Here is a 25,347-nt window from a genome sequence, read left to right on the forward strand (position 1 = left end):
CGTACGTGAGTGAGGAAGCGAGGGGCGGTCGCCGATCGGGCGGCCGCCCCTCCGTCACTCCTCGTCCGAGTCCCTGTCCCCGTCCTCGTGCGAGTCGCTGTCCCCGTCCTCGTCCCCGTCCTCGTCCTAGTCCTTGTCCTCGTCCCAGTCCTCGTCCCAGTCGTCGTCCTCGTGGACGTACGGGACCGGGTCGTGCACCCAGCCCGCGGTGAGGACCAGCCGCGAGGTGCGGTGCACGGTCAGGAAGCCGAAGGGGCGGTCGATGTCGAGGTCGATCCGCCGGACCACGTACGGCTGGCGGATGACGGCCGCGCCGCCCACCATCCCGAAGGCCGTCACGGCGGCCGACTCGAAGCCCTCGGCGCCGAACCGGGCCATCGCCGCCTGCCGGGCTCCCTGGACGCAGAGCGGGGGATGGTCGGCGATGCCCGGGAAGTGGCCGTGGGTCTCGTCCCGTGCGGTGGTGAGGCCGAACAGCTCGTGCAGCTCGGTGAGGTCGTGGTCCGCCTGGACCGAGAACGGCGAGGTCCTCACGGTGAGGAACGAGTCCCGCGAGGTGCTGCGTACGTTGCGGACGATCAGGCCCGGGCCCGGCTCTCCCGGCGGCAGCAGGTCGCCCGGCACGGCGCGGAACGTGCCCGCCAGGACGTCGAGTCCGGCCTTCAGGACCGTGCCGCCGTCGGCCTCCTCCGGGCCGAGCAGCAGATGGACGTCGACGCCCGTGTCGCCGAGCACCTTCAGGACCGTCAGCGGCCCCGCGTCCGTCTCCGCCACGCCGACCCGGTCGAGCAGCCCGGTCGTGCGGTACAGCGCCACGAGCTCGCGGTCGGCCCAGGGGCCGTGCTCGGGGCGCATGAAGCCCTCGCCGAACGGGCGCAGCCAGGTCGTCCGTACCGCCTGCGCGGAAGCCAGGACCAGCTCAGTTTCCTCGTCGAGGAGGACCGGCATGCCCGGTATCAGGCCACCGGTGTGCTTGGCCGCCCAGGCGTCCAGGAGCCGCTTGCTCTCCTCGTCGTCCTCGCCGAGCAGTCCCAGCGTCGCCTCCGGCAGGCCCGCCGCCCAGTCCTCGCGCAGGGCCACGCGCGGCCGGGTCCACAGGCCGACGGCCGAGCCGACCCCGCGCATCCTCCCGAGACCGGCGAGCAGCTCGCGGGCCGCCTCCGCGGCCGGGCCGGCCGGCAGGCCGAGGGCGTCCTCCAGCTCGCCGCGGGCGGGGCCGTCGGCGGCGTCGGCCAGGAAGGCGAGCAGCGGCCAGACGCCGGTCGCCGACAGGACGGTGTCCTCGCCGTCCCGCAGCACTCCGGCCCAGCGGGCCGTGAGCCGGTTGACCGCCCGCACCGTCGAGCCCCGCATGTCGTCCCCGCTTCCCGACCGCGTACGATGCGCGCGGCCGTTCGATTCCTTGGATCCGGACCGAGAATCCGATTGTCCGCACGCGCCTGCGACCGGATGGCCTGCGACCGGATGGCCGGCAGCCGGTCGTCCGCAGCCGGTCGTCCGCACCCGGTCCTCGGACCGTGAACCAGATCCCCGCCCCCAACAGGAGCACCGTACTCGTGGACCCCGTCCAGCCGCCTCAGGATTCTCCGAGCCCGGAGCAGCCCCCGCCGCCGCCCCGGCAGGGCTGGCCCGCGCCTGGTCAGGGGCCCGTGCCCGGCCCGTACGCGGCCGCCCCGGGGCCGTACACCTCCCCGCCGCCCGGTCCGTACGGGCCCTACGGGCCTGGTGGGCCGGGCCTGCCCGGCGCAGGTCCCTACGGGATGCCGCAGCAGACCACGAACGGTCTCGCCGTCGCCTCGCTCGTCTCCGGCATCATCTGCTGCCTGCCGCCGCTCGGCCTGGTCCTCGGCCTGATCGCGCTGCCGCAGGCGCGGAAGAAGCAGCAGAAGGGCAAGGGCCTGGCCATCGCCGGCATCGTGCTCTCCGCCGTCACCTCCCTGCTGCTGATCCTCGGTCTCGTGACCGGCGGGATCGGCGAGGCCTGGCGGGGCTTCAAGAAGGGCATGGACGAGGCCGCCGCCGCGCAGTCGCCGTTCTCGCTGCGCAAGGGCGACTGCTTCCGCGTCGACGGCAAGCTGGAGAGCTACACCACCGACGTCGACACCGTGCCCTGCACCTCGCCGCACGAGGGTGAGGTCACCGGCAGCTTCAAGCTCTCCGGTTTCACCAGGTGGCCGGGCGAGGACGCGATCGACCGGGTCGCCGAGGACCGCTGCGACCGGACGAACAACGCCTACGCGCTGGACACCTGGGCGGTGCCGGAGGACGCGCTCGTCTACTACTACATTCCCACCAAGTCGAGTTGGCGGACCGGGGACCGCACGGTGACCTGCGCCTTCGCGACGGAGAAGGAACCCTTCACCGCGTCGCTGCGCAGCGACGAGTCCACCCTCGATCCGCACCAGCTGCACTTCCTGCGGAACATGAACCCGATCGACGACGTCCTCTTCGAGGAGCCCGAGGAGGACGCGGACACCGACCTCGCCGTCAACAAGGCCTGGGCCGGGGAGGTCCACGAGGCCGTCACGTCCGCGAGCAGCGGTCTGCGCGGGCACACCTGGTCCGGCGCCTCCGCCAAGCCGGTCTCCGAGCTGGCCCGGAAGCTGGACGCCGCGGCGGTGAAGTGGAAGAAGCTCGCCTCGGCCAAGGACGCGGACGCCTTCTGGGACGTCTACGACGAGGCGTACGACGCGCTGTCGACGGACTTCGAGAAGTCGTCGCGCGCCTCGCTCGGGCTGACGGAGACGCTCGAGGACAGCGGCGAGAAGGTCTAGAACGTCCAGACATGAACGCCGGGGATTCCGACGGGCGTTCGGTGGCTATACCTGCGGCAGGGGTTTACGTAAAGACAAGTCATCACTTCGGGTGAAACTCTGGCCCATGCTTGCGGCTGTGCACCCTCGGTTGTCAGGCTGTAGCTCACAGTCAACCTGAGGGGAGTGTCCAGTGACGTTCGGTGAGCAGCCGGCCTATCTGCGTGTGGCGAGCGATCTCCGGGAGAAGATCGCCAACGGCTCGCTTCCTCCGCACACCCGCCTCCCCTCGCAGGCGCGCATCCGCGAGGAGTACGGGGTCTCGGACACCGTCGCACTGGAGGCCCGCAAGGTCCTCATGGCCGAGGGTCTGGTCGAGGGGCGCTCTGGCTCGGGGACCTATGTGCGCGAGCGGCCGGTGCCGCGCCGGATCGCCCGCTCCGGCTACCGCCCCAGCTCCGGTGCGAGTCCCTTCCGTCAGGAGCAGGCCGCCGAAGGGGCGCGCGGCACCTGGGAGTCCGGCAGCGAGCAGGAGCCGGCGAGCGCCGAGGTCGCGGCCCGGCTGAGCATCGAGCCGGGGGAGCGGGTGATGCGCACGCGCTACGTCTTCCGGGACGCGGGCGAGCCGATGATGCTCTCCACCTCCTGGGAGCCGCTCGAGGTCACCGGCCGGACCCCGGTGATGCTGCCCGAGGAGGGGCCGCTGGGCGGCTGCGGGGTCGTCGAGCGGATGGCCGCGATCGACGTGGTGGTGGACAACGTGGTGGAGGAGGTCACCGCCCGCCCCGGCCTCGCCGAGGAACTGCTGACCCTGGGCGGAGTGCCCGGCCATGTCGTGATGGTGATCGAGCGGACGTACTACGCCTCGGGCCGCGCGGTCGAGACCGCCGACGTCGTCGTCCCCGCCGACCGCTACAAGGTCGCCTACCACCTGCCGGTGCGGTGACCGAAACTCCGGCGGCCCGACGGTCGCCGGAGTTGTGGAGTACGAGGTGCCGGAGGGGGGTTCACCTCGTGGTGACGGGGCGTCGGATGCCCTGAAGCGGCGGTGTCTTCCGCTGCCGCGAGGGCCCGGCGACCGGTGGTTACCGGCCAGATACATACCTCTTTGTGAAAACCCGTATCCGCTGTGTAAAGGTCAGGCGTAAGCTCGGGCATATGCGCAGTGCGGTTTCCACGAGATCGTCAGACATGGCCGGAGCGGCGGAGGGGGAAGTCCGATGAGCGACAGCGGTCCCGACCTTGCCTGGCTCGTCATACGCCAGGACGACAACGGCAACCGCTACCGCGTCGGCAGATACGCGACCAAGGACGAGGCCCAGAAGGTCGCCGACAGCCTCGACGACCGCGGACACAAGCAGCTCTACTGGGTTGAGCGCATCGGCCAGCCCGCGCTCTGAACCCCGGTGCCCGGGGGCGGGTTAGGCTCCCGGGCATGACCGATCGCAGTGCCGGCCCCGTCGTCGTGGTCGCCGGGGCCCTGTACGACCGGGGGCGGCTGCTGGCCGCGCGCCGCAGCGCCCCCGCCGAACTCGCCGGCCGTTGGGAACTGCCCGGCGGCAAGCTGGAGCCGGGTGAGAGCCCCGAAGAGGCCCTGGTCAGGGAGCTGCGCGAGGAGCTCGGCGTCGAGACCGAGGCCGTCGGGCGCATCCCCGGCGAGTGGCCGCTCAAGCCCGGCTACGTCCTGCGGGTCTGGACCGCCCGCCTGCTCTCCGGTGAGCCCGAGCCGCTGGAGGACCACGACGAGCTGCGCTGGCTGGCCCGTGACGAACTGGACTCCGTCGACTGGCTCGACCAGGACCGCCCGGCCGTCGCCGAGGCGGCCCGCCTTCTCCCGGCGGACCCCGACGCCTCCGACCCCTTCGATCCCTCCGATCCCTCCGACGCCTTTGACGCCTCCTCGGCCTCCGAGGCCTCCGAGGGGCCCGGGGAGCCCGTCGAGGGCGCGCGGGGCTGAGGCCTACGCCGTTCGTGCCACCATGCGCCGACGGGCCCACACGGTGCGATATCCCACTCCGAATATCGGGTATGTCGTGATTAACCCCCCGAAATAGGACGTGGGCCTCGTGATCGACACCGAAGGCGACTGCGCCGAGTGGCACTTTCCTGCGGAGGCCAACGCCGTGCGCACGGCCCGTCACGCGGTCCGAGACACCCTCAGGGCGTGGCGGCTCGATCGCCTGATCGGCGACGTGACCGTCCTCCTCGTCAGCGAACTGGTCACCAACTCGCTCCGCTACGCCTCCGGGCCCATCGGCGTCCGCCTCGTGCGCCTGAACGCCGACGGAACCCGCCCCGGACCCGGGCCCGCGCTCCTGGTGGAAGTCTCCGATCCGCTTCCGGACGAGCCCACCGAGCGGCCCGCCGGACCCGACGACGAAGGCGGCCGGGGACTCCAGCTCGTGGCCTGTTCCGCCCGCCGCTGGGGCACCAAGGCCGGGCACCACGGGAAAACCGTGTGGTTCGAGCTGGCCCTGCCTGGTGAGTAAACAGGGTGGGACGACGATCAGCGGGGCTCGGCCGGAAACGAACGAGACCACCCTGTGATCGTGAACGTCGTGCCGACGGGGGCCATGGTGCTGAATACTGCCGTCATGGCCGGTCCGGTGCGGTGAGCTGGAGGGGACGGTCGCGTGAGCGAGATACCTGAGACGGCGAGCGGTGTCGTGTGGCAGAGCAGCCCGCCCGGGTCGATCTATGACTACATCCGGGTCGCCTCTTTCTCGATAGGCCCCGACGGGCTCGTCGACCAGTGGAGCAGACGGGCCGTCGAGCTCTTCGGTGTGACCGCCGAGGAGGCCAGGGGCAAGGATCCGGTCGACGCCTTCATGCCCGCCGACCTGCGCGAGCGGGGACACCGCAGGGTCCGGGAGATCCTCGACGGCAAGGAGTGGACGGGCCTCGTCCCGTTCCGGATCCCCGGCGAGAACCGTCCGCACGGCATCGCCGAGATCTACGTCATGCCCAGCGAGACCCAGACGGGCGAGCGGGCCGCGCTGTGCATCGTGGTCGACGTGCGCGCCCTGCGCCGCATCGAGACCGACCTCGCCGCCTCGCAGGCCATTTTCGGCCAATCGCCGTTCGGCTTTCTGCTCTTCGGCACCGACCTCACCGTGAAGCGGGCCAACCGCCGCTTCGCCACCGTCTTCGGCGGCTCCGCCGACGACCACCGCGGCCGGACCGTCCACGACTACCTCGCCAGGCCCGAGGCCGACCGGATGACCGCCGCGCTCCGCAAGGTCCTGGAGACCGGTGAGTCCGTCGCCGACCTCCAGATCGTCGGCGCCCCGCCCGGCTCCAGCGATCGCCGCCACTGGTCGGTCAACCTCTATCGCGTGCACAGCGGCTCCGGCCGCCCCATCGGCGTCGCCGGACTCGGCATCGACGTCACCCGCCGGCAGAACGCCGCCCGCGAGGCCGCCAGCGCCCGCCGCAACCTCGCCCTGCTCAACGAGGCCGGCGCCCGCATCGGCAACTCCCTCGACCTGGAGGCCACCGCCAGGGAACTCCTCGACGTCGCCGTCCCCGGCTTCTGCGACCTCGCCGCCGTCGACCTCTACCAGGGCCTGCTCACCGGCGACGAGGCCCCGCCGGGACGCTGGGGCAGCTCCCACGACGTCGGCTACGGCTCGGGCAGCGCCGAACTGCGCCGCGTGGCCGTCGCCAGCGCCGTGTCCCACACCCCCGTACGGGTCGGGAAACCCCGGCCGAGCGGGGACGACGAGCCCAACGGAAGCGCGGGACACACCGCAAGCGCCGGACACGCCGGATCCGCCGGGGTCGCTGGCACCGCCGGGGCCGCCGAAACCACCACACACGCCGGAGCCACCGGGCACGCCGGAGCCTCCGCGCACCCCGGAGCCACCGGGCACCACGGCGCCACCGCGCACCCCGGCGCCGTCGGGAGCACCGGATCCGGCGCGAGTGCCGGATCGGTCAGCGTGACCGGTGAGCTCTGTTGCGACGAGAGTCCCATCGAGGTCGGCTCCGTCCATCGCTACGCCTTCAACTCGGCGTGCGCCGGAGCCCTGCGCACCGGTCGGGTGCGCACCGTGCCCGGGGCGGACGGCAGTCTCGTCCAGTCCACGCTCGTGGTGCCGATGGTCGCCCACGACACCGTCGTCGGTCTCGTCCAGTTCTCCCGGGCCAAGGGCAGCGAACCCTTCGGGGAACGCGACCGCGCCCTCGCCGTCGAACTCGCCGCCCGCGCCGCCGTCTGCATCGACAACGCCCGCCTCTACCGCCGCGAGCACGAGCGCGCCCTCATCCTCCAGCGCAGTCTGCTGCCCCCGGGCGACCCGGAGGCCGCCGGACTCGACATCGCCTGCCGCTACCTCCCCGGCACGGTCGGCTCCGAGGTCGGCGGCGACTGGTTCGACGTCATCGAACTGCCCGGCCACCGCACCGCGCTCGTCATCGGCGACGTCATGGGCCGCGGCCTGCGCGCCGCCGTGGCCATGGGCGAACTCCGCACCGCCGTGCGCACCCTCGCCCAGCTCGACCTCGAACCCGCCGAGGTCCTCTCCCACCTCGACGAGATCGCCCGCGGCCTCGGCGCCCCGTCCGGGGCCCAGCAGTCCGCCCGCGCCCACAAGGCCCGCGGCCCCGAACTCTCCGAGGTCTACCTCGCCACCTGCGTCTACGCGGTCTACGACCCGGTGACCCGGCGCTGCACCTTCGCCAACGCGGGCCATCTCCCGCCCGTGCTCGTCGAACCGGGCGGCGAGGCCCTGCTCCTCGACGTCCCTCCCGGGATGCCGCTCGGCGTCGGCGGCGAGCCCTTCGAGGAGGTCCAGGTCGACCTGCCCGAGGGCGCGCTCCTCGCGCTCTACACCGACGGCCTCGTCGAGTCCCGCGACCATCCGCTCGACGAGGGGCTGAGCGCCTTCCGCAGCGCCCTCACCGACCCGGGCCGGCCGCTCGAGGACGTCTGCGACCACGTCCTGACCACCCTCGACACCCGCCATGGCGAGGACGACATCGCCCTGCTCATGGCCCGGATCCAGGGGCTCCCCAGCGAGGCGGTCGGCGACTGGCGGCTCCCCAGGGAACCCCGCTCGGTCGGCCGCGCCCGCGAGCTGGCCCGCGCCCAGCTCACCGCCTGGGAGCTCGAACCCCTGGTGGACACCGTGGAGCTGCTGGTCAGTGAGCTCGTCACCAACGCCCTGCGCTACGGAGAGGGCGAGATCAGGGTGCGGCTGCTGCGCGACCGCACCCTGGTCTGCGAGGTGTGGGACGCGGGCCTGGTCCAGCCTCGGCGCCGCCGGGCCAAGGACACCGACGAGGGCGGCCGCGGGCTGCAGCTGGTCGGACTGCTCAGCGCCGCCTGGGGCTCGCGCCGCACGCCACGCGGCAAGACCGTGTGGTTCGAACTCCAGCTGCCGGACGGCGACGGCGCCGCGGAGCCCACCGTCGACCAGTTGCTCAGCATGTTCTGAGGCGCCGGTCAGGCGGCCTTGAGGGCGGCGAGCCGGGCCTCGATCTCCGCCTGGTCGCCGAGCGCGTCCAGCTGCTCGAACTGGGCGTCCAGCGAGGAGGCGGCGAGTTCCTGCCTGCCCAGAGCCTTCGCCTCCTCCCGGCGCACCTTGTCCTCGAAGCGGCTCAGCTCGCTCGTGGGGTCCATGAGGTCGACGCTCTCCACCGCGTCGGTCATCCGGTTCTGCGCCTGCGCGGACTTCGCCCGCGCGACCAGCTCGTCCCGCTTGGCCCGGAGCTCGCTCAGCTTCGCCTTCATCTGGTCCAGGCCGGACCTGAGCTTCGCCACGACCTCGGTCTGCGCGGCGATCGTCGGCTCGGCCGTCCGCGCCTCCTTCTCCGACTGGAGCTGCCGGCCCAGCGCGACCTTCGCCAGGTTGTCGAAGCGGTCCGCCTCCTCGGCCCGGCCGCCGGCCCGCAGCTCGTCCCCCTTGCGGCTGGCGGCCAGGGCCTTCTCGCCCCACTCCTTCGCCGCGGCCAGGTCCTCCTGGTGGTCCTGCTCCATCAGCCGCAGGTTGCCGATGGTCGAGGCGACCGCCTCCTCCGCCTCCGCGATGTTGTTCGCGTAGTCGCGGATCAGCTGGTCCAGCATCTTCTGCGGGTCCTCCGCCTGGTCCAGCAGCGCGTTGATGTTGGCCTTCGCGAGCTGGGCCACCCGGCCGAGGACGGTCTGCTTGCTCATGGTCGGACTCCTTGCGTGCAGCGCGTACGAGACGTACGAGACAGGTCGTGAGAGACAGGACGGCGTCAGAAGCGGCCGCCACCGCCCAGCCGGCCGCGCGTGCCACCGCCGCCGAAGCTGCCGGGCCCGCCGCCGAAGCCTCCGCCCCCGAAACCCCCTCCGGAACCACCACCGAAACCCCCTCCACCGTGACCACCCCCACGACCTCCGCCGAACAGTCCGCCGAGGATGATGCCGCCGAGCACGGCTCCACCGAGCCCGCCGCCGCCGGCACCTCCCACTCCTGTTACACCGCCCAGGCCGTTCGGGTTCCCGTACGCCCGCACGTCCTGCTCCGCCAGCTCCTGCGCCCGGCGGGCGAGCGCGTCGGCCTGCTGCGCCTCGGCGAGCGCCGACGCCGGGTCCTCGTCGGCCAGCTGCCCGGCCCGGTCGAGCCGCCGCCGCGCCTCGGCCAGGCGGGTGCGGGCCTCGGCGCCGACCGCGCCGCGGTGCGTCGTGACGTAGTCGGCGGCGGCGCCGACCGCGGACCGGGCCGTCAGCGTCGTCTGGTCCAGGAGCGCCCGGGCGCGCCGGTTGCCCGACTCGCGCTCCCGCGCGCCCTCCAGGGCCTCGTCGAGCGCGGTGTCGGCCTCCTCGACCCGGCGCAGCGCGTCGATCGGGTCGTAGCGGCCCGACTCCACCGTGGTCCGCACGGCGGCGAGCACCGACTCGGCCCGGCCGATCCGGCCCCGCAGGTCCGCCGTCGGCACGTCCTGCGCGGTGCCCTGGAGCAGCCCGCGGGCGTCGGCCAGGTCCGCCTCGGTCTCGGACAGCGCCCCGGACAGCTTTCCCACGGCCTCCGCGAGCTCCTGGGCCCGCCGGTCCACCGCCTCGATCAGCCGGGCCGCCTGGTCGACGGCGCCCTCGGCGGCCCGGATCTGCACGGCCGCGCCGCCGTTGTCGCCGCCGTCGATGAGCTGCCGGGCCTGGTTGATCGTGCCGGTGGCGAACACCAGGCGGTCCTTGGCCTGTTCGACGTCCCCGGACACCGGGGCCGCGGCGGCCTCGGTGTAGCGCTCGCGCATCGCCGTCAGCGCCGCCTCCGCGGTGCCGACCCGGCCGGTCTGCTCGCGGAACGCCTCCTCGACCGCGGCCAGGGCCTGCGGGGCGTTGCGCTCCAGGTCCCGCAGCCGGTCGAAGCCGGCGGACTCGGCGTCGAGGCGGGCGTCGGCGTCGGCGCAGCGCCGCAGGATCTCCTCCAGCATGGACCTCCGGGTCGCGTCGTCCTCGGGGACGGCGTCGTCGAGCTGCTGGCGCAGCCGGAACGCGGTCGTGAGCTCGCCCTCCGCGTACCGCAGGGCCTCGGTGAACGGCGTCACCGCCTCCTCGCCGAACTGGGCGGTGGCGAAGCCCAGTTCCTCCTGGCTGGTGCGCACCGCGTCGTCGGTGGCGACCAGCGCCTGGCGGGCCTTCCCGTCCAGCTCGTCGAGCGGAGGCAGCGCGGGCAGCCCCTTCGGCGCGCCCCAGCCGGTGCCTCCGGCGGCGGAACCCCAGCCCCCGCCGCCGGGCGTGGTGCGGGTGGCGGTCCTGCGGCGGCGCCGGGCGTACGTGTACGCGGCGAGGGCGCCCGCGCCGCCGACCAGGGCGACGGGCAGGATGAGGTCGGACGCGGAGGTCGAGTCCTCGGCCGCGCCGCCGCCGGGATCGGCGGGGCCGGGGGTGATCGCGGGAGCGGGCACGGGCTGTCCGGCGAGCACGGCGGCGTAGCCGTCCGCGGCGCCGACGGCGGCGCCGGCCCAGTCGTTCTGCCGCAGGGCGGGTTCGATCGCGGTGCGTGCCACGTCGTCGAGCTGGGCCTGGGTGAAGCGCGAGTCCGGGTCGGCGGTGTAGCCGTACTGCCGGTCGTGGGTGGCGACGGCGAGGAGGACGTCGTCGTCGCCGAGTCCGTTCCGTTCGGCGGTGGCGTCGGCCCAGCTCTGTGACCCGCGGCCGGAGAAGTCCCGTACGTAGACGACGAAGAGCTGTACCCGCCGGGCGTCGTAGAGACCGTCGAGGGCCTCGGCCACTTCGGCCCGGCGGTCGCCGAGCGCGCCCACCCGGTCGGTGATCTGCCCCTCGCGGGACAGCACGACGGGGTCGTCGGCGTGGGCGCCGTGCGCGGCGGGCACGACCAGCCACCACGCCGCCATCAGCGTCGACAGCAGGACTCGGGCGGCTATTCGCGTCACGAAAGTGAGGTTATGTCCAGGCCTGGGCGCCCGCGACCGGGCCGGGTCCGGACGGGAAAAGGGGCGGAACGGAGTCCGGCGGTCCGTGCGGAAACCGTTCTCCACAGGCTCGCGTCACTGTCGGTAGCCATCGCTACGGTGGTTCCAGTGACACGACGACCCTCGGGGGGCCCAGGTGACCGGACGGTGGAAGCGCGCATGGCGGCGGGGGCGCTGGTTCGCCCTCGGACTCGCCCTCGTGCTCGTCGTGCCCGTGCTGGCCGCGGGCACGGCGCTCCGGCTGAACTACACGGGGGAGCTCCGCGAGGACGCCAGGACCCGCGGCAAGGACGCGATATGGCTGGGCCACGCATGGGTCGACGGACGGAAGAAGGACGCCGACCTCACCGCGTTCGCCGCGCGGATCAAGGGCACCGGCATCCGCGACCTGTACGTCCACGCGGGGCCGCTGGAGCATGACGGCACCCTGCCCGCCGAGCGCCATCCCCGGGCGGCCTGGCTGATCGGCGCCGTGCACCGCACCATGCCGGGCATACGGGTGCACGCGTGGCTGGGCGACGTCCTCGCCACCGAGGGGCCGAACGGACTGCGCCTGGAGGACGCCGGCTCGCGGGCCGCCGTGGTGGCCTCGGCCCGTCAGGTCCTCGACGCGGGATTCGACGGCGTCCACTTCGACCTGGAGCCGCTGCACTCGGACGACGCCCACTACCTGTCCCTGCTCGACGACCTGCGGACGCTGACCCGCGCCCGCAAGGCGCCGCTGTCCGTCGCCGCGCACCAGATCGACCCGCTGCCGGCCGCCCACTCGGCGCTGGGGGCCGTCAGCGGCAGCGAGAAGTGGTGGTCGCAGGAGTTCTTCGGCCAGGTCGCCCGCCGCGTCGACCAGATAGCCGTCATGTCGTACGACACGTGGATGCCGCTGGAGGGCCTGTACGGCGGCTATGTCGCCCAGCAGACCAGCCTGGCCCTGGAGGTGACCCCCGAGGAGACCGATCTGCTCATGGGTCTGCCCTTCTTCCACGAGGACGACCTCGGCCACCACGAGTCGGCCGAGACGGTCGCCGCGGCCGTCCGCGGCGCCCGCCTGGGCCTCGGCCGCACCGATCCCGCCCGGGAGCGCTTCGGCCTCGCGCTGTACGTCGACTTCGCGGCGGAGGACCGCGACTGGGCGGCCTACCGGGAGGGCTGGCACTGACCGGGCCGCACCGGTCCGGGACCGGCCGCCGCTCCGGTCAGCCGCCGCACCGGTCCGGGCTCAGCCGCCGCTCCGGTCAGCCGCCGCACCGGCCCGGGCTCAGCCGCCGCTCCGGCGCCGGATCTTGTCGCCCAGCCACACCAGCGGGTCGTACTTGCGGTCCACGACCCGCTCCTTCATCGGGATCAGGGCGTTGTCCGTGATCTTGATGTCCTCGGGGCACACCTCGGTGCAGCACTTGGTGATGTTGCAGTAGCCGAGGCCGTGTTCGTCCTGGGCGGTGCGGCGGCGGTCCAGGCCGGTGTCCTCGGCCGCGTCGAGCGGGTGCATGTCGAGTTCGGCGATCCGCATGAGGAAGCGCGGGCCGGCGAAGACGTCCTTGTTCTCCTCGTGGTCGCGGACCACGTGACAGGTGTTCTGGCACAGGAAGCACTCGATGCACTTGCGGAACTCCTGCGAGCGGTCGACGTCCTCCTGCCGCATCCGGTACTCGCCGGGCGCGAGCCCGGCGGGCGGCACGAAGGCCGGGATCTCCCGAGCCTTCGCGTAGTTGAAGGAGACGTCCGTGACCAGGTCGCGGACGACCGGGAAGGCCCGCATCGGGGTGATCGTGACGGTCTCGTCCCGCGCGAAGACCGACATCCGGGTCATGCACAGCAGCCGCGGCCGCCCGTTGATCTCGGCCGAGCAGGAACCGCACTTGCCGGCCTTGCAGTTCCAGCGGACGGCCAGGTCGGGCGCCTGGGTGGCCTGGAGGCGGTGGACGATGTCGAGCACCACCTCGCCGTCGTGCACCTCGACCGTGTAGTCGGTGAGTCCGCCGCCGCCGGCGTCGCCCCGCCAGATCCGGAACCTCGCGTCGTACGTGCTCATGTGTCCCGCCTCATGACTCGAGCTCCTCCTCGGCCAGGTACTTCGCCAGTTCCTCCTTCTCGAACAGGGCGAGCAGGTCCGCCCTGATCGGTTCGGTGCGCACCCGCTCCAGCTCGATCCCGCCGTCGGCGACCGCCCGGCACAGCAGGTTCACCGGGCGCCAGGCCCGGTCCATCGACGGGCAGTCCTCGCGGGTGTGGCCGCCGCGCGACTCGGTGCGCTCCAGGGCCGCCCGGGCCACGCACTCGCTCACGAGCAGCATGTTGCGCAGGTCGAGGGCGAGGTGCCAGCCGGGGTTGAACTGCCGGTGGCCCTCGACGGAGACCCGTTGCGCCCGCTCGCGCAGCTTCGCGATCCGCTCCAGGGCCTCGGCCATCTCGCCCTCCCGCCGGATGATCCCGACGAGGTCGTTCATGGTCTGCTGGAGTTCCTGGTGGAGCGTGTACGGGTTCTCGGCGGCGTCGCCGAACGACTCGCCGTCGAACGGGGCCAGCGCCTCCGCCCGGGCCGCGGCGACCGCCTCCTCGCCGACCTCGTCGACGGCGGCCCCGGCCGCGTACTCGGCGGCGTGCAGCCCGGCCCGGCGCCCGAACACCAGCAGGTCGGAGAGGGAGTTGCCGCCGAGCCGGTTGGAGCCGTGCATGCCGCCCGCGACCTCACCGGCCGCGAACAGCCCCGGCACGCCGGCCGTGGCCGCGGTCTCCGAGTCGACGGCGACGCCGCCCATCACGTAGTGGCAGGTCGGGCCGACCTCCATCGGCTCGGCCGTGATGTCGACGTCGGCGAGTTCCTTGAACTGGTGGTACATCGACGGCAGCCGGCGCCGGATGACGTCCGCCGGCATCCGGGTCGACACGTCGAGGAAGACCCCGCCGTGCGGGGAGCCGCGGCCCGCCTTGACCTCGGCGTTGATGGCCCGGGCCACCTCGTCGCGGGGCAGCAGCTCCGGCGGCCTGCGGTTGTTGTCCGGGTCCTCGTACCAGCGGTCGCCCTCCTCCTCCGACTGCGCGTACTTCTCCTTGAAGACCTCGGGGACGTAGTCGAACATGAAGCGCCGGCCCTCGGAGTTGCGCAGCACGCCGCCGTCGCCGCGCACCGACTCGGTGACGAGGATGCCCTTCACCGACGGCGGCCAGACCATCCCGGTCGGATGGAACTGCACGAACTCCATGTTCACCAGCGGCGCCCCGGCGAGCAGCGCGAGGGCGTGCCCGTCGCCCGTGTACTCCCAGGAGTTGGACGTCACCTTGAAGGACTTGCCGATGCCGCCGGTCGCGAGGACGACCGCGGGCGCCTGGAGCGCGAAGAAGCGCCCGGACTCCCGCTCGTAGCAGAAGACGCCGGCGACCCGGCCGAACGCGTCCTTGAGGACGCGGGTGACCGTGCACTCCTGGAAGACCTTGAGGCCGCCCTCGTAGTCGCCGGTCGCACGGAAGTCCTCCTGCTGGAGGGAGACGATCTTCTGCTGGAGCGTACGGATCAGCTCCAGGCCGGTGCGGTCGCCGACGTGCGCGAGCCGCGGGTACTCGTGGCCGCCGAAGTTGCGCTGGGAGATCCTTCCGTCGGGCGTGCGGTCGAACAGCGCGCCCCAGGTCTCCAGTTCCCACACCCGCTCGGGGGCCTCCTGGGCGTGCAGCTCGGCCATCCGCCACTGGTTGAGGAACTTCCCGCCGCGCATGGTGTCGCGGAAGTGGATCTGCCAGGTGTCGTGCGGGTTGGCGTTGGCCATGGAGGCGGCGATGCCGCCCTCGGCCATCACCGTGTGCGCCTTGCCGAAGAGGGACTTGCAGATGACGGCGGTACGGGCGCCGCGCTGCCGTGCCTCGATCGCGGCGCGCAGCCCGGCGCCACCGGCGCCGACCACGATCACGTCCCACTGCTGTCGTTCCACAGGACTCACCGGAGTCACAGGAGTCATCTCAGAAGAACCTCGGGTCGTCGAAGGCGCCGGTGGCGAGGAGGTACACGTACAGGTCGCACACGGCGACGCTGATCAGCGAGGACCAGGCGAGGAGCATGTGACGGCGGTTCAGCCGGCCCGCCCAGGTCCACAGCCGGTAGCGCACCGGGTGTTTCGAGAAGTGCCGCAGCCGGCCGCCGACGACGTGCCGGCAGGAGTGGCAGGACAGCGTGTACGCCCAGATGAGGACGATGTTGACGAGGAAGACCAGCGTTCCGAGGCCGGCGTGGCCCCACACGTAGTGCTCGTCCCGGAAGGCCAGCACCGTGTCGTAGGTGAGGACGCCGGCGACCGGCAGGGCCAGGTAGAAGAAGTACCGGTGGATGTTCTGCAGGATCAGGGGGAAGCGCGTCTCGCCGCTGTACGCCCGGTGGGGTTCGGCCACCGCGCAGGCCGGCGGAGAGGCCCAGAAGCCGCGGTAGTAGGCCTTGCGGTAGTAGTAGCAGGTCAGCCGGAAGCCGAGCGGGAAGACCAGGATCAGCAGGGCGGGGGAGAGGGTCCACCAGCTGCCGAAGATCTCCCAGTTGGGGCCGCCGCGCATCGGCACGCAGTTCTCCGCGAGGCACGGCGAGTAGAACGGCGAGACGTAGGGCGCGGCGTAGTAGTCGGCGTTGGCGAAGGCCCGCCAGGTCGAGTACGCGACGAAGGCGAGCAGTCCGGCCGCGGTGCCGGCGGGCGCCAGCCACCAGCGGTCGGTGCGCAGATGGCGGGCGGCGAGGGAGGCGCGCCCCGGAGAGCGCACCCCCGTCGCCGCTGAAGGGGGTTCGGTACCTGTGGCCAACAGGGCCTCCTCGGCTCTACGGCGCGTGGCGGTCGCGTGCTCCCAGGCCCTCGTCGTCGATGTCCGTCCACTTCTGGGAGTCGTACGGGGTGTCGGGGATCGTCACCATGTTCTCGGCGCGCCCCTTGGTCGGCATCCCGGGTGTGCTCCGCTCCGCCCCGACGCGGCGTTCCAGTTCTTCGACCGTGTGTTCCAGGTCCTGCAGACGGCGCCTGACGGCCGCCAGATCGTCCTGAACGGACATGGTTGCCCTCACTTCCGCGAGCGCGGGTACACGCGAGTGTCGCGCGTCACATCCCGCTTGTGAAGCCGTGTGCACGGGATTCCACTCGTCCGGAGCGCCCCGGCGTCCGGGCGATTGGGCCGCACGAGTGGGGTTTGCCGGCCGTGCCGCCGTGTCGCCGTCACCGGATCCGCTCCGTCCTTTTCAGTGTATGAGCAATCGGTGTGATCATCTCCAAATGGCATGAAACTGGACGAAGGGGTACAAGTCATGGCCCAGGTCGGCGCCCCTCGCGGGAGGACATGCTCCAGGAGCCCCCGCTCCCGCACGCTCCGCTCCGTCGCCCCCCTCGGCAGCGCGGTCCTCGCCCTCGCCGTGCTCGCCGGATGCAGCTCCGGCGACAGCGGCGACGAGCCGCCCACCGCCGCCCAGGACAACGCGCCGGCCGCACGCGACCGGGTCGCCGACGGCGGGACCCTGCGCTGGGCCGTCGACGCGCTCCCCACCACGCTCAACGCCTTCCAGGCGGACGCCGACGGCGCCACCGCCCGGGTCGCCGGGGCCGTGCTCCCCGCCCTGCACACCCTCGACGAGCGCGGCCGGCCCCGGCTCAACCCGGACTTCCTGGAGTCCGCGCAGGTCGTCGAGACCGAGCCCCGGCAGGTCGTCCTCTACAAGCTCAACCAGCAGGCGGTGTGGAGCAACGGCCGGGAGATCGGCGCACCGGACTTCGTCGCCCAGTGGCGCGCGCTCAGCGGCCGCGACACCGCGTACTGGACCGCGCGCAACGCCGGCTACGAGCGGATCGAGAAGATCGAGCGCGGCAAGAACGACCTGGAGGTGCGGGTCACCTTCGCCAAGCCGTACGCCGACTGGCGCGCGCTCTTCACCCCGCTCTACCCGAAGGAGGTGATGGGCTCCCCGAACACCTTCAACGACGGCGCGCGCACCACGCTCAAGACCACAGCAGGACCGTTCCTTCTCAAGGCGATCGACCGGAAGGGCGGCAACGTCACCCTCGCCCGCAACCCCCGCTGGTGGGGCCAGAGCGCCAAGCTCGACCGCCTCGTCCTCACCGCCGTCGCGCGCGCCGACCGGGCCACGGCGCTCGCCGCGGGCAAGCTCGACCTCGCCGAGATCGACCGGGCCACCGCCGAGCGGATCGCCCTCGCGGTACGGGAGGCCCAGGCCGCCAGGAGCGGATCGCAGGGCGCGGTGGCCCACGGGCCCGGCGCCGGGATCACTCCCGCCGCGGCCCTCAGGTCCTGGGCGCTCGCGTACGGCTCCGATGAGGAGAAGGCCGAGGAGGTGCGGGCGGCCCGCGAGAAGAACCAGAAGGCCGTCGCCGCGTACGCCGCCGAGCAGAAGGGCCTGGCGAGGTTCGTCGTCCGCAAGTCCCTGGAGCCCGCCTACACCCAGCTCTCCCTCAACGGCGAGTCGGGACCGCTCGCCGACGAGCGGGTGCGCCGGGCCGTGGCCCGCGCCATCGACCGCCAGGAGCTGGCCGAGACCGTGCTCAAGCCGCTCGGCCTGCCGGCCAGGCCGCCGGGCAGCCACCTCGCGCTCGCCGGGCAGGCCGCGTACGCCGACAGCAGCGACGCGCTCGGCGACCAGGACACCAAGGAGGCGCGGGCACTGCTCGCCGACGCGGGCTGGGTGCCGGGCGGCGCGCTGAAGAAGCCCCCGGCGGGGACGAAGGCGGGCAGCGAGGCGGAGAAGAAGGCAGCCGAGAAGGCCGCGGAGTCCGCGAAGAAGGACGCGGCGAAGAAGGACGAGGACGCGGCCGCCTCCGCCGAGGAGAAGTCGGCCGAGGAGAAGGCCGCGGAGAAGAAGGCGGCCGACGAGAAGGCGCGGAAGAAGGAGGCGGACGCCGCCTCCGACGAGGGCATGTACATCGTCGGCGACGACAAGCCCGGTGACCGCAGGATCAGCCCGCTCATCGGCGCCGGCGGCCCGGAGAACGGCACCAACATCCTCGCCCCGGCCCCCGTCGCCGCCTTCCAGAGCGCCGCTCTGCTCAGCCAGGCCGAGGCCCTCGACACCGGCTCCGGCGCCGCCACCCAGGCGCAGTCCCGGCTCCAGGCCCACCCGGCCAGGCCGGTGGCCGGCGCCTACGCGCCGCGCGGCACCGCCGCCCCGGCCGTGGCGGACGCGGCCGCGCAGGCGCTCGGCAAGGACGGCAAGGCGCTCAGCCTCCGCTTCGTGCTGCCCTCGGGGCCGGGCTCGGAGTCGCTGCGGGCGGTCGGCGACCGGATCGTCCGGATGCTCGACGCGGTCGGCATCCGCACCGAGGTGACGAAGGTCTCCGACGAGAGCTTCTTCAAGGACCACATCGCCTCCGGCGAGTACGACCTGGCCCTCTACTCCTGGCCCGCCACCGCCTTCCCGGCGACCGACGCCCGGCCGATCTACGCCAAGCCGGAGCCGGCCTCCGACGGCTCGCTGCTCGTCGAGCAGAACTACGCCCGGGTCGGCACCGACCGCATCGACCAGCTCTTCGACCAGGCGGCGAGCACCCTCGACGAGGAGGAGGCCCGCGACCTGGTCCGCCAGGCCGACGCCCGGATCTGGGCCGCGGCCGGTTCCATCCCGCTCTACCAGCGCCCGCAGCTGGTGGCGGCCAAGCCCGAGGTGGTGAACGCCGGAGCCTGGGGCTTCGCGGCCCCGCGCTACCAGGACATCGGCTTCAAGAAGCCGGAGACCGCGCAGGGCGCCGAGCGCAACAGGCACTAGGCGTCCTCCGGCAGGCCGCGCGCGGCGGACGGCAGCCCGCGCGCGGCGGAATCCGGGGCTCCGTGGCCGCACGGGCCGCGCGCAAACCGCCCCATTACCCGAAAGCGGCCGAAACTCCAAGTCACAAGCTCAGAAGCAGCTCAATTTCCTTGCCCGCCGGTGATCCCGGCGGGCAGGATCGCGACGGCCCTTTGACCCGGTCGCATGATCTTCCCCACACCCTGAAATCTCCCAGTAGACCCTCTCGGATCCCTCCGGGGAAGCCCCTTGCACGGCAGCCCCGTACCATAGGACATAGCCGTGGCGCGTCCGCCCGGCGGGCGTAAGAGGAACTGACGCCGATTCCCACGATCCGAGAGAAGCGCAAGCCACCCATGCCCACGCGCCACGACATCCGTAACGTCGCCATCGTCGCCCACGTCGACCACGGCAAGACGACCATCGTCGACGCCATGCTCAAGCAGGCCGGTGCCTTCGCCGCCCACCAGCAGGTCGACGACCGAGTCATGGACTCGAACGACCTGGAGCGTGAGAAGGGCATCACGATCCTCGCCAAGAACACGGCGGTGAAGTACCACCCCAAGGACGGCGGGGCCCCGATCACGATCAACATCATCGACACCCCCGGCCACGCCGACTTCGGTGGCGAGGTCGAGCGCGGTCTGTCGATGGTGGACGCGGTCGTCCTGCTCGTCGACGCCTCCGAGGGTCCGCTTCCGCAGACCCGATTCGTGCTCCGCAAGGCCCTCCAGCAGCGCAAGCCCGTCATCCTCTGCATCAACAAGACGGACCGCCCGGACTCCCGGATCGACGAGGTCGTCAACGAGACCTACGACCTCTTCCTCGACCTGGACGCCGACGAGGACCAGATCGAGTTCCCGATCGTCTACGCCTGCGGCCGTGACGGCATCGCCTCGCTGACCAAGCCGGAGGACGGCACCGTCCCGGCGGACTCCACCAACCTGGAGCCGTTCTTCTCCACGATCCTGGAGCACGTCCCCGCCCCGGCCTACGAGGAGGACGCGCCGCTCCAGGCCCACGTCACCAACCTCGACGCCGACAACTTCCTCGGCCGCATCGCGCTGCTCCGCGTCGAGCAGGGCGAGCTGCGCAAGGGCCAGACCGTGGCCTGGATCAAGCGCGACGGCTCGATCCAGAACGTCCGCATCACCGAGCTGATGATGACCGAGGCGCTCACCCGCAAGCCGGCCGAGGTGGCGGGCCCCGGTGACATCTGCGCCGTCGCCGGCATCCCCGACATCATGATCGGCGAGACCCTGGCCGACCCCGAGAACCCGGTCGCCCTCCCGCTCATCACGGTCGACGAGCCGGCCATCTCCATGGTCATCGGCACCAACACCTCCCCGCTGGTCGGCCGCGGCGGCACCGGCAAGGGCGCGGACGCCAAGGCCGCGGTCAAGGACCGCAAGGTCACCGCCCGTCAGGTGAAGGACCGCCTGGACCGCGAGCTGATCGGTAACGTCTCGCTGCGCGTCCTCGACACCGAGCGCCCGGACGCCTGGGAGGTGCAGGGCCGCGGCGAGCTGGCGCTGGCCATCCTGGTCGAGCAGATGCGCCGTGAGGGCTTCGAGCTCACCATCGGCAAGCCGCAGGTCGTCACCAAGGAGGTCGACGGCAAGGTTCACGAGCCGGTCGAGCGCATGACGATCGACGTGCCCGAGGAGCACATGGGCGCCGTCACCCAGCTCATGGGCGTCCGCAAGGGCCGCATGGACAACATGTCGAACCACGGCTCCGGCTGGGTCCGCATGGAGTTCGTCGTCCCGTCCCGCGGCCTCATCGGCTTCCGTACGGAGTTCCTGACCCAGACCCGCGGCACGGGCATCGCCCACTCCATCCACGAGGGACACGAGCCGTGGTTCGGCCCGCTCCAGACCCGTAACAACGGCTCCCTGGTCGCCGACCGCGCCGGTGCGGTCACCGCGTTCGCGATGACCAACCTCCAGGAGCGCGGCGTCCTCTTCGTGGACCCGGGCACCGAGGTCTACGAGGGCATGATCGTCGGCGAGAACTCGCGCTCCGACGACATGGACGTGAACATCACCAAGGAGAAGAAGCTGACGAACATGCGGTCCTCGTCGGCCGACTCGTTCGAGGCGATCGTCCCGCCGCGCAAGCTCTCCCTGGAGCAGTCCCTGGAGTTCTGCCGCGACGACGAGTGCGTCGAGGTGACCCCGGAGGCCGTCCGCATCCGCAAGGTCAACCTCGACCAGCGCGAGCGCGCCCGCGCCGCCTCCCGCGCCAAGAACGGCTGACGCACCGACAGCAGACGCGTCGACAGCGGCTGACGCCGCCCGCCGTCGGCCCCTTCCGGGGCCGGCTGAGCGGAACATCACACTCCGGGTCCGGCCCCTCGTACGACGTGCGAGGGGCCGGACCCTTCTTCGCTGGATCGTCAACTTTTCGTCAACCTGATTTCGGAGGAGCGACGTCCGGATATCGGTCGTCGCTCTCCGGAACGTGTGTTAACGGTCCGTTTCGTCGGTGTCTGTCTGTGCTCGCTTTGTCCGGATTTCGGTCTTACGGCCCCTGCTGATGTTGTCAAACCGAGACCACTTAAGTGTGGTTTACAGCCCGGACGTACTTAATAGTTGGCTCCATTGAGCTCGGGTCAATGGGTCACGCACTGTGGGGAGTGCCGACTCACGAGCACACTCGGGGTACATGGGTGAAACGCCGTCAGGGGTGTCGGCAGCACTCGAAGTGCCCCTCTTGTAGTGACAAGTGGACTCATGAGGAGGAACTCCCATGCGCGGTGCCAAGAGCGCCAAGTGGGTAGCGGGCGCGATCGTCGTCGCCCTGGCAGCGACCGCCTGTGGCGGGGGCAAGAGCGACGGGGGTAACGGTGCCGCGGGCGCTGTCGACCCCAACGGCATCTTCTCGATGGACCTCGGTGAGCCGGAGAAGCCGCTGCTCACCGGTGACACGATGGAGTCCAACGGCGCCTCCGTCATGGCCGGCCTGTTCTCGACCCTGGTCGACTACAAGGCCGACGGTTCGCTCGAGATGATCAACGCCGAGTCGGTCACCACCACGGACTCGAAGACGTGGACCGTCAAGATCAAGCCGGGCTGGACCTTCCACGACGGCACCCCGGTCACCGCCAAGTCCTACGTGGACGCGTGGAACTGGAACGCCAACATCGCGAACGCCCAGGGCCTCGCGTCCTGGTTCGCGGACATCAAGGGCTTCGAGAAGGTCCACCCCGAGGAGGAGGGCGCCAAGGCGACCGCCGACAAGCTCGAGGGCCTCAAGGTCGTTGACGACAACACGCTCACCATCGAGCTGAAGACGGCCGTTCCGTACTTCGCCCACAAGCTGGCCTACATCGTCTTCGCGCCGCTGCCGGAGTCCTTCTTCAAGGACCCGAAGGCCGCGGGCCAGGCGCCGGTCGGCAACGGTCCCTACAAGTTCAAGAGCTGGGACCACAAGAAGCAGATCGAGATCGTCCGCTACGACGGCTACAAGGGCCCGAACAAGGCGAAGAACGGCGGTGTGCTCTTCAAGAACTACACCACCGTCGAGGCCGCGTACGAGGACCTGAAGTCCGGCAACCTGGACGTCATCCGCCAGGTCGGCCCGAAGGACCTGCCGGTCTACCGCCAGGACCTCGGCGACCGCGCCGTGGACCAGCCGTACTCCGCGATCCAGACCATCGCCGTCGCGTACTACGCCGACCAGTGGTCGAAGCCGAAGCCGGTCGACCCGAAGGTCATCCAGGGTCTGTCGATGGCGATCGACCGCGCCACCATCACCAAGACGGTGCTGAACGGCACCCGTGAGCCCGCGACGGGCTGGGTGGCCAAGGGCGTCCTGGGCTTCCAGGAGAACGCGGCGGGCGACGTCACCAAGTTCGACCCGGCCAAGGCCAAGGAGCTCATCAAGGCCGGCGGCGGCGTCCCGGGCAACAAGATCTTCATCCAGTACAACGCCGACTCCGGTCACAAGGAGTGGGTGGAGGCCGTCTGCAACTCCATCCAGCAGGCGACCAGCGTCCAGTGCGTGGGCGACGGCAAGCCGGACTTCCAGGCCGACCTGACCGCTCGTAAGAACAAGCAGGTCAAGTCGTTCTACCGCTCCGGCTGGGTGCTCGACTACCCGGTGAACGCCAACTTCATCTCCGACCTGTTCCGCACCGGTGCGGGCGGCAACCAGGGTGGCTTCTCCAACAAGGAGCTGGACGCGAAGATCGCGGCCGCCGACTCGGCCAAGACGCTCGACGAGTCGGTCAAGGCGTACCAGGCCATCGAGAAGGACCTGGTCAACTACATGCCGTCGATCCCGATGTGGTACTACAAGGTCAACGCGGGCTACTCCGAGAAGGTGACCGGCGTGCAGTTCGGCCAGGACGGTGACCCGATCCTGACCGGCGTCGAGGTCCACAAGTAAACCCACAAGCGTAGTCCGCATGCCGTGAGGGGAGCCGGCCGTCCGCCGGCCGGCTCCATCCGGCGCCTTACGCAGTGGCTGGGGGGCCCTTCCGCGACGTGACCGTGCCTGAATCCGGGTACGGCGTCGAGGAAGGGCCCGTCCGGCTGCCGCTGTGACATCTCAACGGAGGCATGATGGGGCGTTATGTCGCACGACGACTGCTCCAGATGATCCCGGTTTTCTTCGGGACAACCCTGCTGATCTTCCTGATGGTCTACAGCCTGCCCGGCGACCCCGTGGCGGGTCTGTTCGGCGACAAGGGCGTGGACCCCGCGACCCTCGCGAAGATCAAGCATGAGCTCGGACTCGACCAGCCGATTCTCAAGCAGTACTGGGACTACATGTCCGGCATCATTCTTCACTTCGACTTCGGCACCCAGATCCGCAACGGGCGCCCGGTCACCGAAGTGCTGGGTGACGCCTTCCCGGTGACGCTCCAACTGGCCGCACTGGCCTTCGCCTTCGAGTTGGTCTTCGGCGTCACGCTCGGCATCATCGCCGGCCTGAAGGCCGGTCGCCTGGCCGACAACGCCATCCTGATCTTCACGCTGCTGATCATCTCGGTGCCGGTCTTCGTCCTCGGCTTCATCATCAAGATGGTGTTCGCCTTCCAGCTGGGCTGGATCGAGCCGAACGTCAGCAACGACCAGCTGTTCTCGGAGCTGATCGCCCCGGCGATCGTGCTCGGCGGCCTCTCCCTCGCGTACGTGGCCCGGCTGACCCGTACCTCGATGGCCGAGAACCTGCGCGCCGACTACATGCGCACCGCGGTCGCCAAGGGCCTGCCGAAGAGCCGGGTCATCGGCGTCCACCTGATGCGCAACTCGATGATCCCGGTCGTGACGTTCCTCGGCACCGACATCGGCTCGCTCATGGGCGGTGCGGTCGTCACCGAGGGCATCTTCAACATCAAGGGTGTCGGTGGCCTCATCTACGAGTCCATCTCCCGTCGTGAGGGCAGCACCCTCGTCGGACTCGTCACCATCCTGGTGATCGTCTACCTCGTCACCAGCCTGCTCATCGACCTGCTGTACGCGGTCCTGGACCCGAGGATCCGTTATGCCTGACGTGACCAAGACCGCCACCGTGGCAGACGAAGCCGTCGACACCCCCTCCGTCGTCGCGGACGCCGGGGCGCCGAAGCAGGAGAAGGCCCGCTCCCTGTGGGGCGACGCCTGGCGCGACCTGCGCCGCAACCCGTACTTCATCGTGTCGTCGGTGCTGATCTTCTTCCTGCTGCTGATCGCCGCGTTCCCGGGCCTGTTCACCAGCGCGTCGCCGACCGCCGGTGACCTCGTGAAGCACTACGTGGGCAAGCCCGAGCTGGGCAACATCGGTTCCGAGGGCTGGCTGGGATACGACATCCAGGGCCGCTCCGTCTACGCCCGACTGATCCACGGCACCCGTGCCTCGATCATCGTCGGCATCGCCGTCACCCTGATCGTCACCATCGTCGGCGGCATCATGGGCATGATCGCCGGCTACTTCGGCGGCCTGATCGACGCGGTGCTGTCCCGGGTCACCGACATCTTCTTCGGCATCCCGTTCCTGCTCGGCGCCATGGTCGTCCTGCAGTCCTTCACCGACCGCACCATCTGGGTCGTCGTCTTCGCCCTGGCCTTCCTCGGCTGGACGCAGATCACCCGCGTCATGCGCGGTGCGGTGATCACGGTGAAGCAGGCCGACTACGTGCACGCCGCGAAGGCGCTGGGCGCCGGCACGACCCGGATCCTGTTCCGGCACATCCTGCCGAACGCCATGGCCCCGGTGATCGTCGTCGCCACCATCGCGCTCGGCGGCTACATCTCGGCCGAGGCCACCCTGTCGTACCTCGGTCTGGGCCTCGCGTCCCCGACCGTCTCGTGGGGTGTCGACATCTCCGCCGGTGTTCAGGCGATCCGTACGTCGCAGCACATCCTGCTGTACCCGTCGATCATGGTGAGCATCACCGTCCTGGCGTTCATCATGCTCGGCGAAGCCGTCCGTAACGCCCTCGACCCCAAGCTGCGCTGA

At 71.2% G+C, this 25,347-nt stretch carries 19 protein-coding genes; 12 read left to right on the forward strand and 7 right to left on the reverse strand.

Annotated elements, in window-relative coordinates; translation table 11 throughout:
* Nucleotides 1–126 precede the first annotated feature (126 nt).
* The gene (locus tag ACFWJO_RS17360; protein ID WP_386865921.1) at nucleotides 127–1,353 is read right to left on the reverse strand and encodes a serpin family protein; all 1,227 of its coding nucleotides are present in this window, start codon (nucleotides 1,351–1,353) and stop codon (nucleotides 127–129) included.
* A 407-nt stretch (nucleotides 1,354–1,760) separates the two neighbouring features.
* Between ACFWJO_RS17360 and ACFWJO_RS17365 the strand changes: the two genes are divergently transcribed.
* The 6 genes from ACFWJO_RS17365 (at nucleotide 1,761) to ACFWJO_RS17390 (ending at nucleotide 8,191) form a co-directional block, all read left to right on the forward strand.
* On the forward strand, nucleotides 1,761–2,774 hold the full coding sequence (locus ACFWJO_RS17365; protein ID WP_386865923.1) for a DUF4190 domain-containing protein: 1,014 nt from the start codon (nucleotides 1,761–1,763) through the stop codon (nucleotides 2,772–2,774).
* A gap of 172 nt (nucleotides 2,775–2,946) precedes the next feature.
* Complete coding sequence (locus tag ACFWJO_RS17370; RefSeq protein WP_386865925.1) at nucleotides 2,947–3,699, forward strand: GntR family transcriptional regulator; 753 nt, start codon at nucleotides 2,947–2,949, stop codon at nucleotides 3,697–3,699.
* A gap of 274 nt (nucleotides 3,700–3,973) precedes the next feature.
* Nucleotides 3,974–4,153, forward strand: a complete 180-nt coding sequence (locus ACFWJO_RS17375; protein ID WP_128975943.1) for an SPOR domain-containing protein — start codon at nucleotides 3,974–3,976, stop codon at nucleotides 4,151–4,153.
* A gap of 35 nt (nucleotides 4,154–4,188) precedes the next feature.
* The gene (locus ACFWJO_RS17380) at nucleotides 4,189–4,710 is read left to right on the forward strand and encodes a (deoxy)nucleoside triphosphate pyrophosphohydrolase (RefSeq protein WP_386865928.1); all 522 of its coding nucleotides are present in this window, start codon (nucleotides 4,189–4,191) and stop codon (nucleotides 4,708–4,710) included.
* Nucleotides 4,711–4,819: 109 nt separating this feature from the next.
* On the forward strand, nucleotides 4,820–5,242 hold the full coding sequence (locus ACFWJO_RS17385) for an ATP-binding protein (protein ID WP_386865930.1): 423 nt from the start codon (nucleotides 4,820–4,822) through the stop codon (nucleotides 5,240–5,242).
* A 144-nt stretch (nucleotides 5,243–5,386) separates the two neighbouring features.
* Nucleotides 5,387–8,191: a SpoIIE family protein phosphatase gene (locus ACFWJO_RS17390; RefSeq protein ID WP_386865932.1), complete on the forward strand. Its 2,805-nt coding sequence runs from the start codon at nucleotides 5,387–5,389 to the stop codon at nucleotides 8,189–8,191.
* Between the two features lie 8 nt (nucleotides 8,192–8,199).
* Here ACFWJO_RS17390 and ACFWJO_RS17395 read toward each other — a convergent pair whose 3' ends face one another.
* Both ACFWJO_RS17395 and ACFWJO_RS17400 read right to left on the reverse strand, forming a co-directional pair.
* The gene (locus tag ACFWJO_RS17395) at nucleotides 8,200–8,910 is read right to left on the reverse strand and encodes a PspA/IM30 family protein (protein WP_386865934.1); all 711 of its coding nucleotides are present in this window, start codon (nucleotides 8,908–8,910) and stop codon (nucleotides 8,200–8,202) included.
* Between the two features lie 65 nt (nucleotides 8,911–8,975).
* Nucleotides 8,976–11,078 (reverse strand): TPM domain-containing protein, encoded by a 2,103-nt coding sequence (locus tag ACFWJO_RS17400; protein ID WP_386865977.1) that lies wholly within the window; start codon nucleotides 11,076–11,078, stop codon nucleotides 8,976–8,978.
* A gap of 214 nt (nucleotides 11,079–11,292) precedes the next feature.
* Here ACFWJO_RS17400 and ACFWJO_RS17405 point away from each other — a divergent pair, with 214 nt between their 5' ends.
* Complete coding sequence (locus ACFWJO_RS17405) at nucleotides 11,293–12,312, forward strand: hypothetical protein (protein ID WP_386865936.1); 1,020 nt, start codon at nucleotides 11,293–11,295, stop codon at nucleotides 12,310–12,312.
* A 99-nt stretch (nucleotides 12,313–12,411) separates the two neighbouring features.
* Here the strand turns inward: ACFWJO_RS17405 and ACFWJO_RS17410 are convergent, their stop codons facing one another.
* From ACFWJO_RS17410 to ACFWJO_RS17425, 4 genes are read right to left on the reverse strand one after another with little or no spacing between them, the layout of a single operon-like run.
* Nucleotides 12,412–13,185: a succinate dehydrogenase/fumarate reductase iron-sulfur subunit gene (locus tag ACFWJO_RS17410; protein WP_386865938.1), complete on the reverse strand. Its 774-nt coding sequence runs from the start codon at nucleotides 13,183–13,185 to the stop codon at nucleotides 12,412–12,414.
* A 10-nt stretch (nucleotides 13,186–13,195) separates the two neighbouring features.
* Entirely contained in the window at nucleotides 13,196–15,085 is a 1,890-nt protein-coding gene (locus tag ACFWJO_RS17415) for a fumarate reductase/succinate dehydrogenase flavoprotein subunit (protein WP_386865940.1), read from the reverse strand.
* Between the two features lie 19 nt (nucleotides 15,086–15,104).
* Nucleotides 15,105–15,926 (reverse strand): hypothetical protein, encoded by an 822-nt coding sequence (locus ACFWJO_RS17420; protein WP_386865942.1) that lies wholly within the window; start codon nucleotides 15,924–15,926, stop codon nucleotides 15,105–15,107.
* Between the two features lie 16 nt (nucleotides 15,927–15,942).
* Nucleotides 15,943–16,170, reverse strand: a complete 228-nt coding sequence (locus ACFWJO_RS17425) for a hypothetical protein (protein WP_384420095.1) — start codon at nucleotides 16,168–16,170, stop codon at nucleotides 15,943–15,945.
* Between the two features lie 249 nt (nucleotides 16,171–16,419).
* Between ACFWJO_RS17425 and ACFWJO_RS17430 the strand changes: the two genes are divergently transcribed.
* The 5 genes from ACFWJO_RS17430 (at nucleotide 16,420) to ACFWJO_RS17450 (ending at nucleotide 25,347) form a co-directional block, all read left to right on the forward strand.
* A complete protein-coding gene (locus tag ACFWJO_RS17430; RefSeq protein ID WP_386865944.1) occupies nucleotides 16,420–18,882 on the forward strand; it encodes an ABC transporter family substrate-binding protein in 2,463 nt (820 codons plus the stop codon).
* A gap of 374 nt (nucleotides 18,883–19,256) precedes the next feature.
* Nucleotides 19,257–21,158, forward strand: a complete 1,902-nt coding sequence (gene typA / locus ACFWJO_RS17435; RefSeq protein ID WP_386865946.1) for a translational GTPase TypA — start codon at nucleotides 19,257–19,259, stop codon at nucleotides 21,156–21,158.
* A 493-nt stretch (nucleotides 21,159–21,651) separates the two neighbouring features.
* Nucleotides 21,652–23,292, forward strand: a complete 1,641-nt coding sequence (locus ACFWJO_RS17440; protein ID WP_386865948.1) for an ABC transporter substrate-binding protein — start codon at nucleotides 21,652–21,654, stop codon at nucleotides 23,290–23,292.
* Between the two features lie 176 nt (nucleotides 23,293–23,468).
* Nucleotides 23,469–24,401: an ABC transporter permease gene (locus tag ACFWJO_RS17445; RefSeq protein WP_384420143.1), complete on the forward strand. Its 933-nt coding sequence runs from the start codon at nucleotides 23,469–23,471 to the stop codon at nucleotides 24,399–24,401.
* The gene (locus tag ACFWJO_RS17450) at nucleotides 24,394–25,347 is read left to right on the forward strand and encodes an ABC transporter permease (protein ID WP_386865950.1); all 954 of its coding nucleotides are present in this window, start codon (nucleotides 24,394–24,396) and stop codon (nucleotides 25,345–25,347) included. The genes ACFWJO_RS17445 and ACFWJO_RS17450 overlap by 8 nt, the downstream gene beginning before the upstream one ends.

This window comes from Streptomyces sp. NPDC127092 (assembly GCF_042722475.1).
Classification (GTDB): domain Bacteria; phylum Actinomycetota; class Actinomycetes; order Streptomycetales; family Streptomycetaceae; genus Streptomyces.

Bases quoted from the DNA above. Each gene is read 5' to 3' on its own strand.
- ACFWJO_RS17360 (WP_386865921.1), bottom strand. From the start codon at position 1,353: ATGCGGGGCTCGACGGTGCGGGCGGTCAACCGGCTCACGGCCCGCTGG.
- ACFWJO_RS17365 (WP_386865923.1), top strand. From the start codon at position 1,761: ATGCCGCAGCAGACCACGAACGGTCTCGCCGTCGCCTCGCTCGTCTCC.
- ACFWJO_RS17375 (WP_128975943.1), top strand. From the start codon at position 3,974: ATGAGCGACAGCGGTCCCGACCTTGCCTGGCTCGTCATACGCCAGGAC.
- ACFWJO_RS17380 (WP_386865928.1), top strand. From the start codon at position 4,189: ATGACCGATCGCAGTGCCGGCCCCGTCGTCGTGGTCGCCGGGGCCCTG.
- ACFWJO_RS17395 (WP_386865934.1), bottom strand. From the start codon at position 8,910: ATGAGCAAGCAGACCGTCCTCGGCCGGGTGGCCCAGCTCGCGAAGGCC.
- ACFWJO_RS17400 (WP_386865977.1), bottom strand. From the start codon at position 11,078: ATGGCGGCGTGGTGGCTGGTCGTGCCCGCCGCGCACGGCGCCCACGCC.
- ACFWJO_RS17410 (WP_386865938.1), bottom strand. From the start codon at position 13,185: ATGAGCACGTACGACGCGAGGTTCCGGATCTGGCGGGGCGACGCCGGC.
- ACFWJO_RS17425 (WP_384420095.1), bottom strand. From the start codon at position 16,170: ATGTCCGTTCAGGACGATCTGGCGGCCGTCAGGCGCCGTCTGCAGGAC.
- ACFWJO_RS17430 (WP_386865944.1), top strand. From the start codon at position 16,420: ATGGCCCAGGTCGGCGCCCCTCGCGGGAGGACATGCTCCAGGAGCCCC.
- typA (WP_386865946.1), top strand. From the start codon at position 19,257: ATGCCCACGCGCCACGACATCCGTAACGTCGCCATCGTCGCCCACGTC.
- ACFWJO_RS17440 (WP_386865948.1), top strand. From the start codon at position 21,652: ATGCGCGGTGCCAAGAGCGCCAAGTGGGTAGCGGGCGCGATCGTCGTC.
- ACFWJO_RS17445 (WP_384420143.1), top strand. From the start codon at position 23,469: ATGGGGCGTTATGTCGCACGACGACTGCTCCAGATGATCCCGGTTTTC.
- ACFWJO_RS17450 (WP_386865950.1), top strand. From the start codon at position 24,394: ATGCCTGACGTGACCAAGACCGCCACCGTGGCAGACGAAGCCGTCGAC.